The sequence below is a fragment of the Polynucleobacter sp. HIN6 genome (assembly GCF_030297575.1).
Classification (GTDB): Bacteria; Pseudomonadota; Gammaproteobacteria; order Burkholderiales; family Burkholderiaceae; genus Polynucleobacter.
Window position 1 is genome coordinate 1,342,038 of the sequence record NZ_AP028137.1, and the last position, 17,295, is coordinate 1,359,332.

The window sequence follows — 17,295 nt, forward strand, 5'->3', positions numbered from 1 at the left end:
TTATCGCGCACAAGCGAGCTGTGTCGATCCCTCTTCGCACTCTTCACCATTGGCCAGCTGATCTCTCACCTGGACGGATTCGTCCATGGCAACCACCACTTCGCCGCCTGGTCCCGCATCATCATTGAGCCTGAACAGTTTATTGACCTTTAAGGTGGTCGTTAAAGCACTCTTATTAGCGGCTGCGGCTGCGGCTGCAGCGGCACGAGCCTCTTGCACGGGGAGGCTTACCCCCGCTAGTCCAACACCACTGCCAGAGAAATTCGTCTCACCATCAATAATCATTCGACCTGTACCATTGACATTGAATTGTCCGCCAACCTGCGACATATCAAAGTTAATCATGCCCGTTTGAGTGGATTTAAAGGTGGTTGCCAGTGTGGTGGAGTCAGCCACGATATTCATGCGATCGGTACTGTAATTTTGATCAGTAGCAGTTTGCACACCACTGGTTATATTAATGATGCCACCAATATCAAGACTCGTACTCAAGCGATCGCTGTATTGCAGGGTTTGAATATTGGCCGAGTAGAAGGCATTAATCGAACCAACCGGTCCATTAAAGGTTACGACTGGACGCTCATCATCGTTATTTGCAAAGCCATTAAAAATCGAGGCCACTAAGAGCGAATAAATATCTTTTGCATCGCCATCGACCTTGTTATTAAATTCAACGAGCGGATCCATTGACATAAAGGTACGTGTCTTAACACGAGATATTGTCCGAAATTGATCCACGGGCTTTGTATTGCTAATGAACAAGTCATACAGGAAGCCATCGCTGCCGTTATCGCTCACTGTGACATCGCCAAAATAGCGTTGTTGTAAGAGCGTCAAAATATCACCTTTAATAATTATCTGGGCAGCGCGTACCTCCAATCGACCTAAAGGATTAACGGAGCCCACGCTATCGCTTAGTGTCACGGTTCCGGTACCCGCGTTCACCGTCAGATTACTTGCACTTACTTTTGAAGTTCCATCTAACAATCCATTAAAGGTAATGTTCGCGTTTGAGCTCGTGAGTGAAACCGTAGAACCACTTTCTGGATCGATGACTACATTGCCATCGTAAAGCTGCACCCCTGCAGTTCGAATGTCCTTACGAATACGGATCGAACCACTCACGCGCAAGGAACTTAGCGTTATTCCGTCCGCTAGCTTCAACTCTCCATCACTAATAATTAACAAACCAGTACCTAGAGCATCTGCGTCCCCAAGATGTAAGACTGAATTATTAATCACGGTATTGCCCGAATAGGTATTTGATCCCGACAAGGTCAACTCACCGGTGCCTGTCTTAATGAGTGATCCAGTGCCGCCTAAGGGTCCTGAGAAATTGCTATCTAAATTCGTGCCACCAATCGTTAAATTGGCATTGAGTGCTACCGTTCCAGCACCCAACAATGCGGCAATGCCATCGGCATTATTTACGTTATACGTGGCACCAGTAGCCACCGTCACCGCCGTGCTATCGGATAAGGTGCCGGTGACACTTAAGGTACCAGCACTAATGGTGGTGGTACCGGTGTAGGTGTTGGTGCCGGAGAGGATTAAGGTGCCAGTGCCTGCTTTGGTGAAGGCTCCGGTGCCGGCCATGATGCCGCCATACGTTAAGGTGGTGGCACTATTGGTGTCGATGGTGCCGCCCGAGCTACCAAGGGTAATGCCCCGGTTGGCATTGAGCGTAAAGCTAGCAGTGGTATTTAAGGTACCGCCATTGAGAACTAGTTGACCCGTGGTCGCCGATCCAGGTGCGGTACCGAGGTTGGTATCTGCACCAACCACTAAAGTACCGGCATTAATCGTCGTTGTACCGGTGTAGGTGTTGGTGCCACTCAAGGTGAAGGTGCCGTTACCGACTTTCACGAGGTTACCGGCTCCGCTCATCACACCACTGTAGGTGGTGCTATTGCTGTCCCCAGTGGTGAGGGTGAAGGTATTGAGATTCACATTACCAGCGCCAGCCAAGGAAGCGATGGTGTCATTGGCGGCGACGTTATAGGTCGCGCCACTCGCAACGGTGACAGCGGTGCTATCCGATAAGGTACCGGTGACACTTAAGGTGCCGTTACTAATGGTGGTGGCACCGGTGTAGGTGTTGGTGCCGGAGAGGATTACCGTTCCTAAACCACCCTTCGTGATGCTGTACGGACCTGAGATCACACCGCTTAGGGTGAACTGATCACCAGCATTGGTAGCACTAATCGTACTATCAGCAGTTAAAGTGACATTGCCTGCTAAAGAGCTAGTCACATCTTTGAGCGTACCGCCACTTAAGGTAATTGCTTCCGCACCCACAGCCACATTCTGCAGATCAAGTGTTGCGCCACTGGCAATGGTAGTACCGCCAGCGGTGCTGCCTAAACCGTTGTTATGAGTAACGACGACCGTACCGTTACTAATCGTTGTTGTTCCACTGTAAGTATTGTTGCCACTCAAGGTCAAGGTGCCGTTACCAACCTTCACGAGGTTACCGGCTCCGCTCATCACGCCACTGTAGGTGGTGCTATTGCTATCGCCGGCGGTCAGCGTGAAGGTGTTGAGGTTGACATTCCCAGCGCCTGCTAAGGAAGCGATGGCGTCATTCGCGGCGACGTTGTACGTGGCACCACTGGCCACTGTCACGGCAGTGCTATCCGATAAGGTACCGGTGACACTTAGGGTGCCGTTGCTAATGGTGGTGGTTCCGGTGTAGGTGTTGGTGCCACTCAAGGTCAAGGTGCCGTTACCAACCTTCACGAGGTTACCGGCTCCGCTCATCACACCACTGTAGGTGGTGCTATTGCTGTCCCCAGTGGTGAGGGTGAAGGTATTGAGATTCACATTACCAGCGCCAGCCAAGGAAGCGATGGTGTCGTTGGCGGCGACGTTATAGGTAGCACCACTGGCCACTGTCACGGCAGTGCTATCCGATAAGGTACCGGTGACACTTAGGGTGCCGTTACTAATGGTGGTGGTTCCACTGTAAGTATTGTTGCCGGAGAGGGTTAGGGTTCCCGCTTCGGTCTTGGTAAGGCTACCCGAACCACTAACTACCCCATTGAATGTAACGTAGTAATAACCGATAACGGTGTTATTACCCGTTAAGGTGATATTGCCATTAAAGATCTCACCAAATCCGTTCGTGCCTTGCAGAGTAGCGTCATTGAGATAAATAGCATTTGCCAGCGTAGCACGATCTAACCACAAGACTGCTCCACTATTTACACTCACCGCACCACTACCAAAGACGGTGGTTGTGCCACTTGCTTCACCACCAAATAAAGTTCCTGCATTTACAGTAGTGCCACCGCTGTAAGTGCTATTACCGCTGAGGGTGAGGGTGCCGCCATTCAGTGTCACGCTACCGCTACCAGAGATCACGCCTGAAAGCACTTGGTTAGAGCTGGTATTGAGTACTAAAATACCGTCATTGGTAATCGCACCTGCGTAGCCACCATTCCCCAATGTGCCAGTGATGGCGAGAGTACCGCCGGTGATGGTAGTCATACCGGTGTAAGTATTATTACCAGAGAGTGTCAATACACTACCTAAGCCATTATTCGCTGATAGGGTCAGTGCGCCAGAGCCAGTAATAATGCCGGGCACCGTGATCTCGCTACCGTTATTCACCTGAATGGTGTTATTACCTAAGAGCGTAATACCTCGATTGGCACTGAACGTAATGTTTGCACCGTTGTAATTAAAGAGCGAGCCTCCATTGAGGGTTAATTGATCTGCTACTGCACTACCGGGTGCAGCTCCTAAGTTCGCATCCGAACCGATATACAGCTGACCACCAGCAATGGTGGTTTTACCAGTGTAGGTGTTGTTGCCCGATAGGGTTAAAGCGTTGCCACCTTGTTTGATCAGAGAGCCGGTGCCACTCATGATGCCGCTTAGCTCTTGATCAGCGCTGCTATTAACCTGCAAGATGCCATTATTAATGAGATTACCTGCGTAGCTACCGTTGCCTAAGGTGCCGGTGATACTTAAGGTACCGTTACTAATGGTGGTGGTGCCCGTGTAGGTGTTGTTGCCGGAGAGTACTAAAGTACCAGTACCTGCTTGGATAAGATTAGTAGAGCCACTAATCACACCAACAACCTCATTGGTTGCAGAGGCTGAATTCACAGTGAAGTTAGTGAGATTTGAGACAGCACCATTAATACGGGCTACGCCAGTTCCGCTATTAATGGTGAGTGCAGAACCAGTTGCACCGCCAGTAATACTAATATTTTTAATGGTGGCATTTAATCCTTCACCCCAGGCGTGAATTGCGCGACCAATATACAAAGTTTGATTTGCGGGCGATAGGTTTCCAGCAACGCTCATGCTTGCTTTCAAAACATTGTCGGTGTAGACGCTTAGTGTTCCAGTACCGCTTGGGTTTGTATATGTGACTTTTACTGTTCGATAGATACCGGCAGTTCCGCTGTTGCCATTACCAAACAAATCAATTGCACCATAGTTAGTACCCTTTAGATAGAGGCTGTCACCCCTTCCTTGCGTGCGAACTAAGACACCGTCTCTGTAGTCACCATACGAGAGGATCGTATTCAATCCATCGCCAGACATAGCGCTAACGAGATAATCGGCCTGATACGTCCAACTTTGGCCTAAGTTAATACTATTAATAGTGTATGGATTACTACCATTTTGAGTAGTTGTCCATGTGGTGCCACCAGTTAAATAAGTCGTGGTTGTTCCATTGCTAGCACTCACCCCACCACTGATTGCGACTGCGCTATTGGTGGTGTTGAGATTGATATCTGTTCCAGTAAGCGTGAGATTACCACCATAATTCTGTGTGCCAATGGTGGTGATATTGCCACCTAAGGAAGCATCACCACTGGTGGTAAGACTCAAGAGAGCCTGGGTGGCACCCACGGCGCTACTGAAGGTAGTGCTTCCAGTACCGGTGGTGGTAGTGAGGCTGTAGTTATTGCCACTGTTGCTATTGACCGTACTACTAAAGGTAATCGTGCCATTGCCAGCACCACTATTGGAGATGAGGCTGGTGTTCGCCAGTAAGGTGCTTGCACCGGTGTAGGTTTGATCACCACTCGTGGTGATCGTGCCAGCTAGGCTCGAGGTGCCATTGACTGTGAGGCTTGATGTACCGGTGCTATTGGTGATGGTGTTGCCAGAGCTCATCACAAGGTTATTAATCGTCACTGCTGTTTGCAGATCCAGGATCGCGCTAGCACTCATGGTGAGGTTGCTTGTCGCTGCGCCAAGGGTGCCAGTGCTACTAATCACTAAAGTACCGGCATTGATCGTCGTTGTACCGGTGTAGGTGTTGTTGCCCGAGAGGGTAAAGGTGCCATTACCGACCTTCACGAGGTTACCCGCCCCACTCATCACACCGCTGTAGGTGGTGTTATTGCTATCACCGGTGGTGAGGGTGACAGAGCTATTGAGGCTCACATTACCCGCACCAGCTAAGGAAGCGATGGTGTCATTGGCGGCGACGTTATAGGTCGCGCCACTCGCAACGGTGACCGCCGTGCTATCCGATAAGGTACCGGTGACACTTAAGGTACCCGCACTAATGGTGGTAGTACCGGTGTAGGTGTTGTTGCCGGATAGGACTAGGGTGCCACTGCCTGCTTTAGTGAAGGCTCCAGTACCGGCCATGATGCCGCCATACGTTAAGGTGGTGGCACTATTGGTGTCGATGGTGCCGCCCGAGCTACCAAGGGTAATGCCCCGGTTGGCATTGAGCGTAAAGCTAGCAGTGGTATTTAAGGTACCGCCATTGAGAACTAGTTGACCCGTGGTCGCCGATCCAGGTGCGGTACCTAGGTTGGTATCTGCACCAACCACTAAAGTACCGGCATTAATCGTCGTTGTACCGGTGTAGGTGTTGTTGCCCGAGAGGGTAAAGGTGCCATTACCGACCTTCACGAGGTTACCCGCCCCACTCATCACACCGCTGTAGGTGGTGTTATTGCTATCACCGGTGGTGAGGGTGACAGAGCTATTGAGGCTCACATTACCCGCACCAGCTAAGGAAGCGATGGTGTCATTGGCGGCGACGTTATAGGTCGCGCCACTCGCAACGGTGACCGCCGTGCTATCCGATAAGGTACCGGTGACACTTAAGGTACCCGCACTAATGGTGGTAGTACCGGTGTAGGTGTTGTTGCCGCTGAAGATCACGGTTCCTAAACCACCCTTGGTGATGCTGTAAGGTCCTGAGATCACACCACTTAAGGTGAACTGATCACCAACATTAGTAGCACTAATCGTACTATCGGCGGTTAAGGTGACATTACCGGCTAGGGAGCTAGTGACATCTTTGAGAGTGCCACCACTTAAGGTTATTGCTTCCGCACCGACGGCTACATTCTGCAGATCGAGTGTTGCACCACTGGCAATGGTGGTACCGCCAGCGGTGCTACCTAAACCATTGTTGTGGGTCACTACGACCGTACCGGCATTGATCGTCGTTGTACCGGTGTAGGTGTTGTTGCCCGAGAGGGTAAAGGTGCCATTACCGACCTTCACGAGGTTACCCGCCCCACTCATCACACCGCTGTAGGTGGTGTTATTGCTATCACCGGTGGTGAGGGTGACAGAGCTATTGAGGCTCACATTACCCGCACCAGCTAAGGAAGCGATGGTGTCATTGGCGGCGACGTTATAGGTCGCGCCACTCGCAACGGTGACCGCCGTGCTATCCGATAAGGTACCGGTGACACTTAAGGTACCCGCACTAATGGTGGTAGTACCGGTGTAGGTGTTGTTGCCGGATAGGACTAGGGTGCCAGTACCAGTTTTGGTAAAACTACCTGTTCCTGAAATTGCACCAGCCACGCTACTGGATGCACTGGTAGTGGTGACTGATAGCGCTGCCACATTCGAGACTGAGCCAGCTACATTTAATGCTGAACTGGTCACAGATAAACTTGCGCTCACATTAACGCCACTGGTCGCAGCCTGATACTGACTCAATATCGTCGCTGGTGTAAGGGCTGTGTTGTAGTAAGCCACATTACTAATACCACCATTGAAATACTGTGGGCCATAGGTCCTATTACCCACCATCAATGCTGCACTGGCTCCTGTGGATACCGCCCCAGAAATCGGATAGTTTGTTTGGATCGCCGATCCATTGGCATACACATTGAGTTGCGAACCATTGCTCGTCAAGACGATCTGCGTCCATGAACCAGTAGCCGGTAAATAGTTATTGGCGTTAATCCAAGCCCAGCCTGGGCTGGAGTTTGCTATAGCCCACTCAATACGGTTACCTTGGATTGCAATCTCGTATTGATTTTCTTTATTCATGATCATGCCATTACCGCCAGCATTGTTCTTCACCCATGCAACTATCGTGAATGAGCCTGAACCCGGATTTAATGCCGCCTGATTCGGATAAGTTAAGTAACTGGATCCAGGGACATACATCGCAGTGGTATCAGCAAACAATCCGGCTGTTCTTCCTGGGCCACCTGCGGAACTCTCAATGAAATAAGTACCGTTGCCGCCTAAAGTTCCTAAGTTGGTTGCTGTGCTCGAATTAATTGCATCCGTTAGCGGTATGAATACCAACGGATTACTGCTTAATACCTCAGCCTCGTATGAAGCCTGGCTGGCCACCACACCACTTCCCTTAGAAATATTACCTAAAACATTTACATTAGCTGTTCCAGCGTTGACTGTGAGACTCGCACTCAAAACTAAATTGCTATTAAAGTTAATGTCGGAATTCGTGGTTTGCAAGCTAGCGTCACCCATTACAGAAACTTCGCCCCCATAACTCTGTACTCCCGTCGTGGTCACACTACCAGCGAGCGATGTCGCTCCACTGGTGGTGAGGCTTGCTAGAGCCTGGGTGGCACCCACGGCGCTACTGAAGGTAGTGCTTCCAGTACCGGTGGTGGTAGTGAGGCTGTAGTTATTGCCACTGTTGCTATTGACCGTACTACTAAAGGTAATCGTGCCATTGCCAGCACCACTATTGGAGATGAGGCTGGTGTTCGCCAGTAAGGTGCTTGCACCGGTGTAGGTTTGATCACCACTCGTGGTGATCGTGCCAGCTAGGCTCGAGGTGCCATTGACTGTGAGGCTTGATGTACCGGTGCTATTGGTGATGGTGTTGCCACTAGCGAGCACTAAGTTCGCCACCGTGAGGCTCTTTTGTAGATCCAGCGATGCCGTACCACTCAAGGTGAGATTATTCGTGCTGGCACCTAAGCTACCCGAACCACTCACAACCACCGTACCGGCATTAATCGTGGTGCTGCCACCACTGTACGTGTTATTACCGGTGAGGCTCAAAGTACCGCTACCGGCTTTGGTGAGACTATACGCACCACCGATGGCGCCCGAGAGGGTTAAGCTGCCATCAACGGTGATGGTGCTATCACTACTGAGGGTGATAGTGCCGGAGATCGCACCCGTACCGGTGGTGGTTTGTAAGGCACCGCCACTGAGGGTAATCGGCTCCGCCCCGATGTTGGCTTGGAGATCCAAGATGCCGCCACTCACGGTGGTACCGGTTCCCGTGCCACCTAAGGCGTTGTCATGAGTAACTACTAAGGTACCGGCACTCACGGTGGTGAGTCCCGTATAGGTATTGGCAACCGAGAAGGTGGTGCTACCGCTACCGGTTTGATTAACCGCACCCGTACCACCGATCGCATTCGCCACCGTCATGGCATTGCTACGATTGAAGGTTAAGGTACCGTTGTTGGTGACCGCGCCACTGCCTAAGGTACCGGTGGTGCTGGCGTTGCCGATTTGCAAGGTAGCGCCACTATTGATGGTAGTGGTACCGTAACTGTTATCTGCGGTCAAGGTCACGGTGTCGGTACCAGCCTGCACCACACTACCGCTACCACTAATCGCATTGGCTACGGTCATGGCATTGCTACGATTGAAGGTTAAGGTACCGTTGTTGGTGACCGCGCCACTGCCTAAGGTACCGGTGGTGCTGGCGTTACCGATTTGCAAGGTAGCGCCACTATTGATGGTAGTGGTACCGTAACTGTTATCTGCGGTCAAGGTCACGGTGTCGGTACCAGCCTGCACCACACTACCGCTACCACTAATCGCATTGGCTACGGTCATGGCATTGCTACGATTGAAGGTTAAGGTACCGTTGTTGGTGACCGCGCCACTGCCTAAGGTACCGGTGGTGCTGGCGTTACCGATTTGCAAGGTAGCGCCACTATTGATGGTAGTGGTACCGGTGTAGGTATTGGTTCCAGTAAATACTTCAGTGCCTGAAGTAATCACGAGAGCGCCACCAGTACCGTCGATTACGCCAGCAAATGTTCCGGCTGCATTACTCAAGGTTAACGTTTTTGCTCCCAAGGCAACAGTGCCCGAGCTATTGCCAGCCATACTAATCACCGTAATGCCCGAGCCACTCACGCCACTGATGTCAAAGCTCGCATTGTTATTAACCGTGCTGTTGGTGATCGAGCCGCTACCACTGATGCTCAGGGTACCTGCAGTAACCGTAGTGCTGCCGGTATACGAATTAGTATTAGTGAGAGTTACAGTGTTTGCGCCCACTTTATTCAAGTTGAACGTATTGCCACCATCACCGATTGCGCCACTAATTGTGAAGTCATGGGTACCACCCAAGGACGTATGCCCCGTGAATGTGAGGCTGCCGCTTGCCACACCGGTCGTGCCGCTGGTGCTGGTGAGTGCACCAACCGTGGCACTGGTGCCGGTACCAATCAAGTTGAGATTATTCGCAACGGTATACCCTGCTAAATCTAAAGTGGCGCCACTGGCAATCGTAATTGCACCGGTACCAAACGCGCTGGTGCTAATCAAGCCACCACTCATCACACTGCTAACTCCAGCCTTGAGCGTTCCACCATTAACAGTAGTACCACCGGTATAGGTATTGTTAGCCGCAAAGGTTTGTGTTCCAGTAGTGAGCACGATGCCGCCATTACCGCTGACCACACCGCTGAGTGATCCACTTGCATTAGCAATAGTGAGAACCTTGCTGCCCAGTGCAGTGGTACCGGATCCTGCAATACTCGTCACGGTGGCACCGGATGTACTTGCGCTAATGTCAAAGTTAGCGTTATTGGTGAGGCCACTCGAGCTTGCAATACTTCCCGATCCCGACAGCGCTAAAGTACCATCACTAATGGTGGTGGCACCATCAAAGGTATTGATGTTGGTGAGTGTAAGTGTGCCTGCTCCCGATTTGGTGAGGGTTGCGGATGTGCCTGCCAAGATGGCGCCAATTGTGATTGGATTAGCAACGTTGTTATTAATGGTGAAGGTGGTACCCGTTAATACACCCGTGGTGCTTAGGATTTCACCGGCGCTAATTGTGAGGTTACCCGCGTTGAGGTTGGTTGTGCCCAAATCCAATGTACCACCCGCAATCGTGACATTACCGCCAGTGGGCAAGACACCACTGCCCGAGAGAACGACTCTACCGGCGTTAATGGTGGTGGTACCGGTGTAGGTATTCACGCCTGTAAGCGTTACGGTACCAGTACCATTATTGACCACATTGGTGCTGCCGCTAATTGCCCCAACGATTTGATTAGAGGAGCTCGACGAATTCGTGGTAAGTGTTGCAACATTCGAGACCGTACCGCTCATGGTGATCGCACCAGAACCTGTTTGAATGCTCAAATTACCATATGCTGCAGAGCCACCCGTTAACACGATGGAGCTCACCCCACCGATACCCGAAGAGATATTAAATGAGCCGCTCGTAAAGGTTTCGCTACGGCCTACCGTAACTTGATGCTCCCACACAGTCGCTGAGCCATTCGATACCCTGATGGACTGAGCGCGATCATTCCAAACAATTCCAGATACAGCACGATCAAAGTATGGGTTGTAGTCGTAACTGCCAGCACCAGTAAAGACATAGGTATTACCGGTTTGATTTAAACCATCATACAAAGTCACTGATACCGTTCCAGATGAAGCAAGTGTGGCAATCACATTACCCCCCACCGTCACCGCACTATTAGTGGTATTGAGGTTGATATCCGATCCGGTGAGTGTGAGATTACCACCATAATTCTGTGTGCCAATGGTGGTGATATTGCCACCTAAGGAAGCATCACCACTGGTGGTAAGACTCAAGAGAGCCTGGGTGGCACCCACGGCGCTACTGAAGGTAGTGCTTCCAGTACCGGTGGTGGTAGTGAGGCTGTAGTTATTGCCACTGTTGCTATTGACCGTACTACTAAAGGTAATCGTGCCATTGCCAGCACCACTATTGGAGATGAGGCTGGTGTTCGCCAGTAAGGTGCTTGCACCGGTGTAGGTTTGATCACCACTCGTGGTGATCGTGCCAGCTAGGCTCGAGGTGCCATTGACTGTGAGGCTTGATGTACCGGTGCTATTGGTGATGGTGTTGCCACTAGCGAGCACTAAGTTCGCCACCGTGAGGCTCTTTTGTAGATCCAGCGATGCCGTACCACTCAAGGTGAGATTATTCGTGCTGGCACCTAAGCTACCCGAACCACTCACAACCACCGTACCGGCATTAATCGTGGTGCTGCCACCACTGTACGTGTTATTACCGGTGAGGCTCAAAGTACCGCTACCGGCTTTGGTGAGACTATACGCACCACCGATGGCGCCCGAGAGGGTTAAGCTGCCATCAACGGTGATGGTGCTATCACTACTGAGGGTGATAGTGCCGGAGATCGCACCCGTACCGGTGGTGGTTTGTAAGGCACCGCCACTGAGGGTAATCGGCTCCGCCCCGATGTTGGCTTGGAGATCCAAGATGCCGCCACTCACGGTGGTACCGGTTCCCGTGCCACCTAAGGCGTTGTCATGAGTAACTACTAAGGTACCGGCACTCACGGTGGTGAGTCCCGTATAGGTATTGGCAACCGAGAAGGTGGTGCTACCGCTACCGGTTTGATTAACCGCACCCGTACCACCGATCGCATTCGCCACCGTCATGGCATTGCTACGATTGAAGGTTAAGGTACCGTTGTTGGTGACCGCGCCACTGCCTAAGGTACCGGTGGTGCTGGCGTTGCCGATTTGCAAGGTAGCGCCACTATTGATGGTAGTGGTACCGTAACTGTTATCTGCGGTCAAGGTCACGGTGTCGGTACCAGCCTGCACCACACTACCGCTACCACTAATCGCATTGGCTACGGTCATGGCATTGCTACGATTGAAGGTTAAGGTACCGTTGTTGGTGACCGCGCCACTGCCTAAGGTACCGGTGGTGCTGGCGTTACCGATTTGGAGCGTTCCAGCACTAATAGTTGTTGTTCCAGTGTAGGCGTTATTGGTGTCGATACGCAAAGTACCTGGGCCTGTTTTTGCAAGTGAAGTCGCACCACCAATGCTGCCTTCCATCGTGCTCGTTGAGCTTGCCTTGTTGGTTTGGAAGGTCAGCGTCTTGCCAGTATCCAAGGTGATCGATGTACCGCTGTACATATAAATCGTTGAGTGCGCAAGGGTCAAGTTACCGATTACATCAGTCGCCGCAATTGCGATGCTATGAGTAACTTGCATAAAGCTGTTTTCACCACAATCACTCAAGCAACCGTAGGTCAAGGTATCGCTCGCACGTAAATGACGCAGGTCACTTAGGTACAAGCCGACTGTATCGTTGTATTTGAGACCTAAGAGGACATTCCAGGGTCCCACCGAGACCGTGATGTTAGGGGCGGTCACGCCGCGATTGGCAAACTTCAGATGGTCATTGGATAAGTTTCCATTGGGCGCGGCTGTAAAGGTAATCGTGCCGTTGGTCGAACTCGCCACATCGCCAGAACCACTGCGAATGTAGATGTATCCGGTGCCACCCGTGACGTTAATCGCGCCACTGCTACTGGTGAGACTTGCACCAGAGGTCAAATCAACGGTTGTAGCGGCTACTACATTAATGGCGTTCGAACTCTGAGTACTAATGGCGCTGTTAAGGGTAATGGTGTCGCCATAGAGCGTTACTGGACCGGTAATATTGATGGCGCTCGAGAGGGTCAGGTTCGAGGTATTCGAACTCTTACCGAGGGTTACGCCCGCCAACGTGCTATCAAAGATAATGTCACTCACGGTCAGCGTACTACTGAAGCTCGTGCCGACTGGTTCAATCGTGAGGCTGCCCGAACCCGAATAGGTGCTGGTGGATAAGCTTGGGGCATTGTTACGAATAATCAGCGCACCACCGCTAATCGTCGTGGCTCCCGAATAGGTTTGGCTGCCGGTTAAGGTGAGCGTATTGCTACCGAGTTTGCTCACTGAGCCAGTACCACTAATATTCCCTGTATACGTTTGGCTATCCGCGCGATTCAGTTGCAACACAGAGTTGTTCACAATAGGACCGGCCACAGAGCCAACGGTGCCGCCCGCACCCAACGTGAGCGTTCCGGCACTAATGGTGGTGCTGCCGGTATACGTTTGATCGGCTGCAAAGATTAAATTACCAGTACCAGTTTTCACCAACGTTCCACCGGAACTGGTGAGCGCAGTAGCTAAGGTCACAGTCTCCCCGTTGGTATCAATCGCGTAGGCTTGATTGGCGGCATTACTAAAGCGGGCTGAATGATCGGCAGTGTAGGTTGCGCTGTATTGCAACGTACCGCCGCTAAATGAAATCGTGCCAGTGCTGCCCAGCGCTGTATTGGCCGCAACCCGTAATATGCCACTACTCAAAAGTGTGTTGCCGTAGGTGCTGTTACCACCAAGCACGACCGTGCCGGTCTGGCTATTGCCATTGATGGTGAGCGAATAAGTACCACCCGTAATATCGCCCAAGTAGGTCAATGTGGTTCCAGAGGCCGCTTGCAAGACACTCGCCTCGGTCAACGTAAGTGCACGATTGGCATGCAAGGTGAAACTTGCATTTGCTAAGAGTGCGCCACCGTTTAAGGTGAGGCGACCGGTATTGGCACCGAGGTTGGTGTCGGCACCCACCGAGAGCACTCCACTATCGACTGTGATCGCACCCGAGAAGGAGCTATCGTTCGCAGCACTCAGGGTCACAGTAGCTGAACCGATGAGCGTCAAGTTAGCCGAACCCGTGAGTGCACCACTCATCAGAATGTTGCCAGCGCCACCAACTGAAGCGTTGGCGGCTAAGGTCACCGTACCACTAGCCACACCCCCTGCGCTCGTCACGGAATTCGTGAGCGCACCCACATTCGCGCCATAACTACCTGATAAATTGAGCGCATTACCAATTGTTTTGCCATAGAGATCAATTGCACCACCACTGGCAACAGTAATAAGGCCGGTTCCAAATGGACCGCTGGTGACAGGTGATCCTGTTGAATTAGCGCCTGCTTGCAAAGTACCTGCAGACACGATGGTGCCACCCGAGTACGTGTTGGCGTTCGTTAGTACTAAGGTACCGCTACCCGTTTTGGTGACCGAGCGACTACCACCCGTTTCACTAATCACTCCAGAGATTGTCAAGGTGCCGCCAGCAACATCAAAGGAAGTGTTGGTGGAGAGCACTAAAGTGCCAGAGAATGCGCCCGACCCTGAGGAAGTCGCTAGCGATCCGCCATTGAGAATAATCGGCTCTGCACCCACATCCGCCTGCAGATCCAAGATACCGCCATTCACGGTAATGCCTTGACCGCTGGAACCCAAGCCAGCAGCATTGGTTACGATGAGCGTGCCCGATGTCAGCGTCGTTAAGCCTTGATAGGAGTTCGTGCCCGACAGGGTATAGGTTCCAGATCCAGCAAACTCTACCGTGCCTGTTCCAGAAATCGCGCGACTAATCGTTTGTGCGCCCGCTAAATTAAAGACGAGGTTGCCATTATTGGTTATCGCACCCGTGCCCAAGGAATTGGTACTGCCGCCATTGCCTACTTGTAAAGTACCGCCACCAATGGTGAGCGTACTCGCGCCATTGGTGCCCGTTAAGATCACGGTGCCCGTTTGACCAGCCCCATTGATCGTGAGCGGATTGTTACCGGTAATCACGCCACCGTAGGTTAAGGTCTTCGTCGCACTTGCCGCGAGTCCACCACCAGAACTTCCCAAGGTGATGCCACGATTACTATCTAAGGTAAATGTTTCACTGGCTTGCAATGTACCGTTATTGAGTGTGATCGCCGCCGCATTTAACGTACTAATCGTACCGAGTGCAGCATCCGCATGAATTACCACGATACCGCCATTAATGGTGGTCGCGCCGGTAAAGGTGTTGTTTGCACTTAAAGTCAAGGTGCCGGCATCCGACTTGGTCAAGGTGCCGCTACCCGTTGCAATACTTGAACTAATCGTAGTATTGCCCGCACCACCGATGGTGAGATTGGTGTTGCTACCACCCATTGAACCTGCAATGGTGAGTGTGCTGCCAGTGTTCACACTGAAGGTTGTAGTACTGCCTAGAGTAATCGCGGTATCACTGTCACCTAGCGAACTGGTTCCGCCCAGTACGAGACTGCCATTGACGGTGATGCCCGAAGGAGCGACTGCAGTTAAACCATTGCTGTAGGTTTGCGAACCACCGCTTGCTCCCAATGTCAACGCACCAGTGTTACTAAAGGTCACCGCATCCGTAATCGTGCCAGTAGCTCCCAATAACTCAAGATTGTTAACGCTACTTGCCACAGTCAGAGCTTGTGCAGTGATGCCTCCTGTAAAGCGTGTCGTACCACCAATGTTCTCAAGAGCTAAGGTTCCAGTGCCCGAGAAGCTAGTACCAGTCACACTTGCACCTGCCGCACTACTTCCAGTTGACAGGGTTAAGTTATACGATGAACCAGTGACCGCAGCCAAGGTAATGCCCGCTGTGTTAGTGCTTGCATTGGTGTTAAGAACGGTATTTGCGCCCAAGGTAACAGCACCGAAGGTCATCGAGCTATTGGTGCTGTTAATCGTTCCCCTTAAGGTCGTGGCCGATGGACTCGTTGCAGTTATTCCACCGGCATAGGTTTGTGTGCCACCCGATGCGCCCAAAGCCAGTGTCCCAGTATTGTTAAATACCACCGCATTAGTAACGCTTGTATCACTTGCATTTAACCCAAGGTTGTAGCTTCCCGCAGCAACGCTTAAGGATGGTGTACTTAAGACACCATTAAAGGCAACCGTTCCAGTGGTTGCGCTGATTACGACGCCGCTCGTGACGGTGACATTGCCACCGAAGGTTCCGCCACCGGAGTTGGTCAGAGTGAGAGTGCCGATATCAGTGTCGATCGCCCCAGTAATACTTACTGCACCGGTCGTATTAATCACAACATTCGAAGGTAATCCACCCGCTGTGCCCGTAATCGAGGCCACGGTAATCGCCCCTGAATTACCACCGCCTAAATTGAGTGTGACACCGTCACCCAAGATCACATTATTGAGTGTGATTGATGAGGTACCAAAATCAAAGGTGCTGGTCTGATTGAGAAAGCTTGTCGTTCCACCCATATTGAATGAGCAGTTCACGCTACTAGTACATTGTGTGGGATCGCCCGCAGTAAAGGTACCCGCAAGAATATTATTCCCCGTGGTATGTGTAATACCGCGTGAGAAGGTTAAGGTATCACTCGTGCTATCGCCAAAGTACACATCACCGGTAGTACTCAGAGTCACAGCGCTCGTCACATCGGTCACCGAACCAAAGAACTTAATATTGGCCGTGCCGCCAGCGTTGGTCATGCCATCGGCATACAAATTGTTACTAAACTCAATCGTTCCGGTGCTAGTGGTAATGATCACGGAAGTGATGCGAGCTCCCGAGGAGCTACCTCCTACTGCTCCACTAAAGGTAACCCCTCCTGAGTTAGTAATTCTTAGAGCGCCAATGTTAGTGCCGATAGCCCCGCTTACGCTAACCGCGCTAGTGGTATTGAATGTCACATTGGCGGGACTGCCACCAGCCACTCCCGAAATGGAGGCCAATGTCATCGGGGTTGCATCTCCCGTGCCAAGGGCTAAGGTAACCCCATAATTTAATGTGGCTGCGCCAAGGGTAATGCGTCCCGTTGTTGGATTGAGTGTGCTACTAGCCTCAAAGGTAATCGGTACTGCAATATATAAAGGACTCGCGGTAGCACTTATCGTTTGCGCTCTTAAGGTTACTCGTGATGCATTTGCAATTGATAAACCGCCCAAGAAGCTAAAGACATCCGTATCAAAATCGCCTAACCGAATCGTGCCAGTGTTATAAAAATCGGCTGTTGTCGAAATAGTTGTGGTTCCAACAGCGGAGGCTATGTTATTAATGGTGATCGCAAACGCATTCGCACCACTACTTGCGCCAACTACCAATGCTTGGGCTACGATCGTACCGTTGACTGTGATTGAACCTGTTTGATTCGCATCACCTAAGGTTAAAGTGCCGACTCGGGTGCTAGAACCAATGAGACCCGACAATAAGATCGTACCGCCCTT

Annotated in this window: 1 protein-coding gene (cut by a window edge); it reads right to left on the reverse strand. The window is 51.5% G+C overall.

The window, feature by feature from the left end:
* Positions 1-17,295 carry the 3' portion of an autotransporter-associated beta strand repeat-containing protein gene (locus QUE66_RS06870; protein WP_286223319.1) on the reverse strand. The gene runs 29,115 nt beyond the window's last position, so only the last 17,295 of its 46,410 coding nucleotides appear in the window; its start codon lies off the right edge, out of view; its stop codon occupies positions 1-3.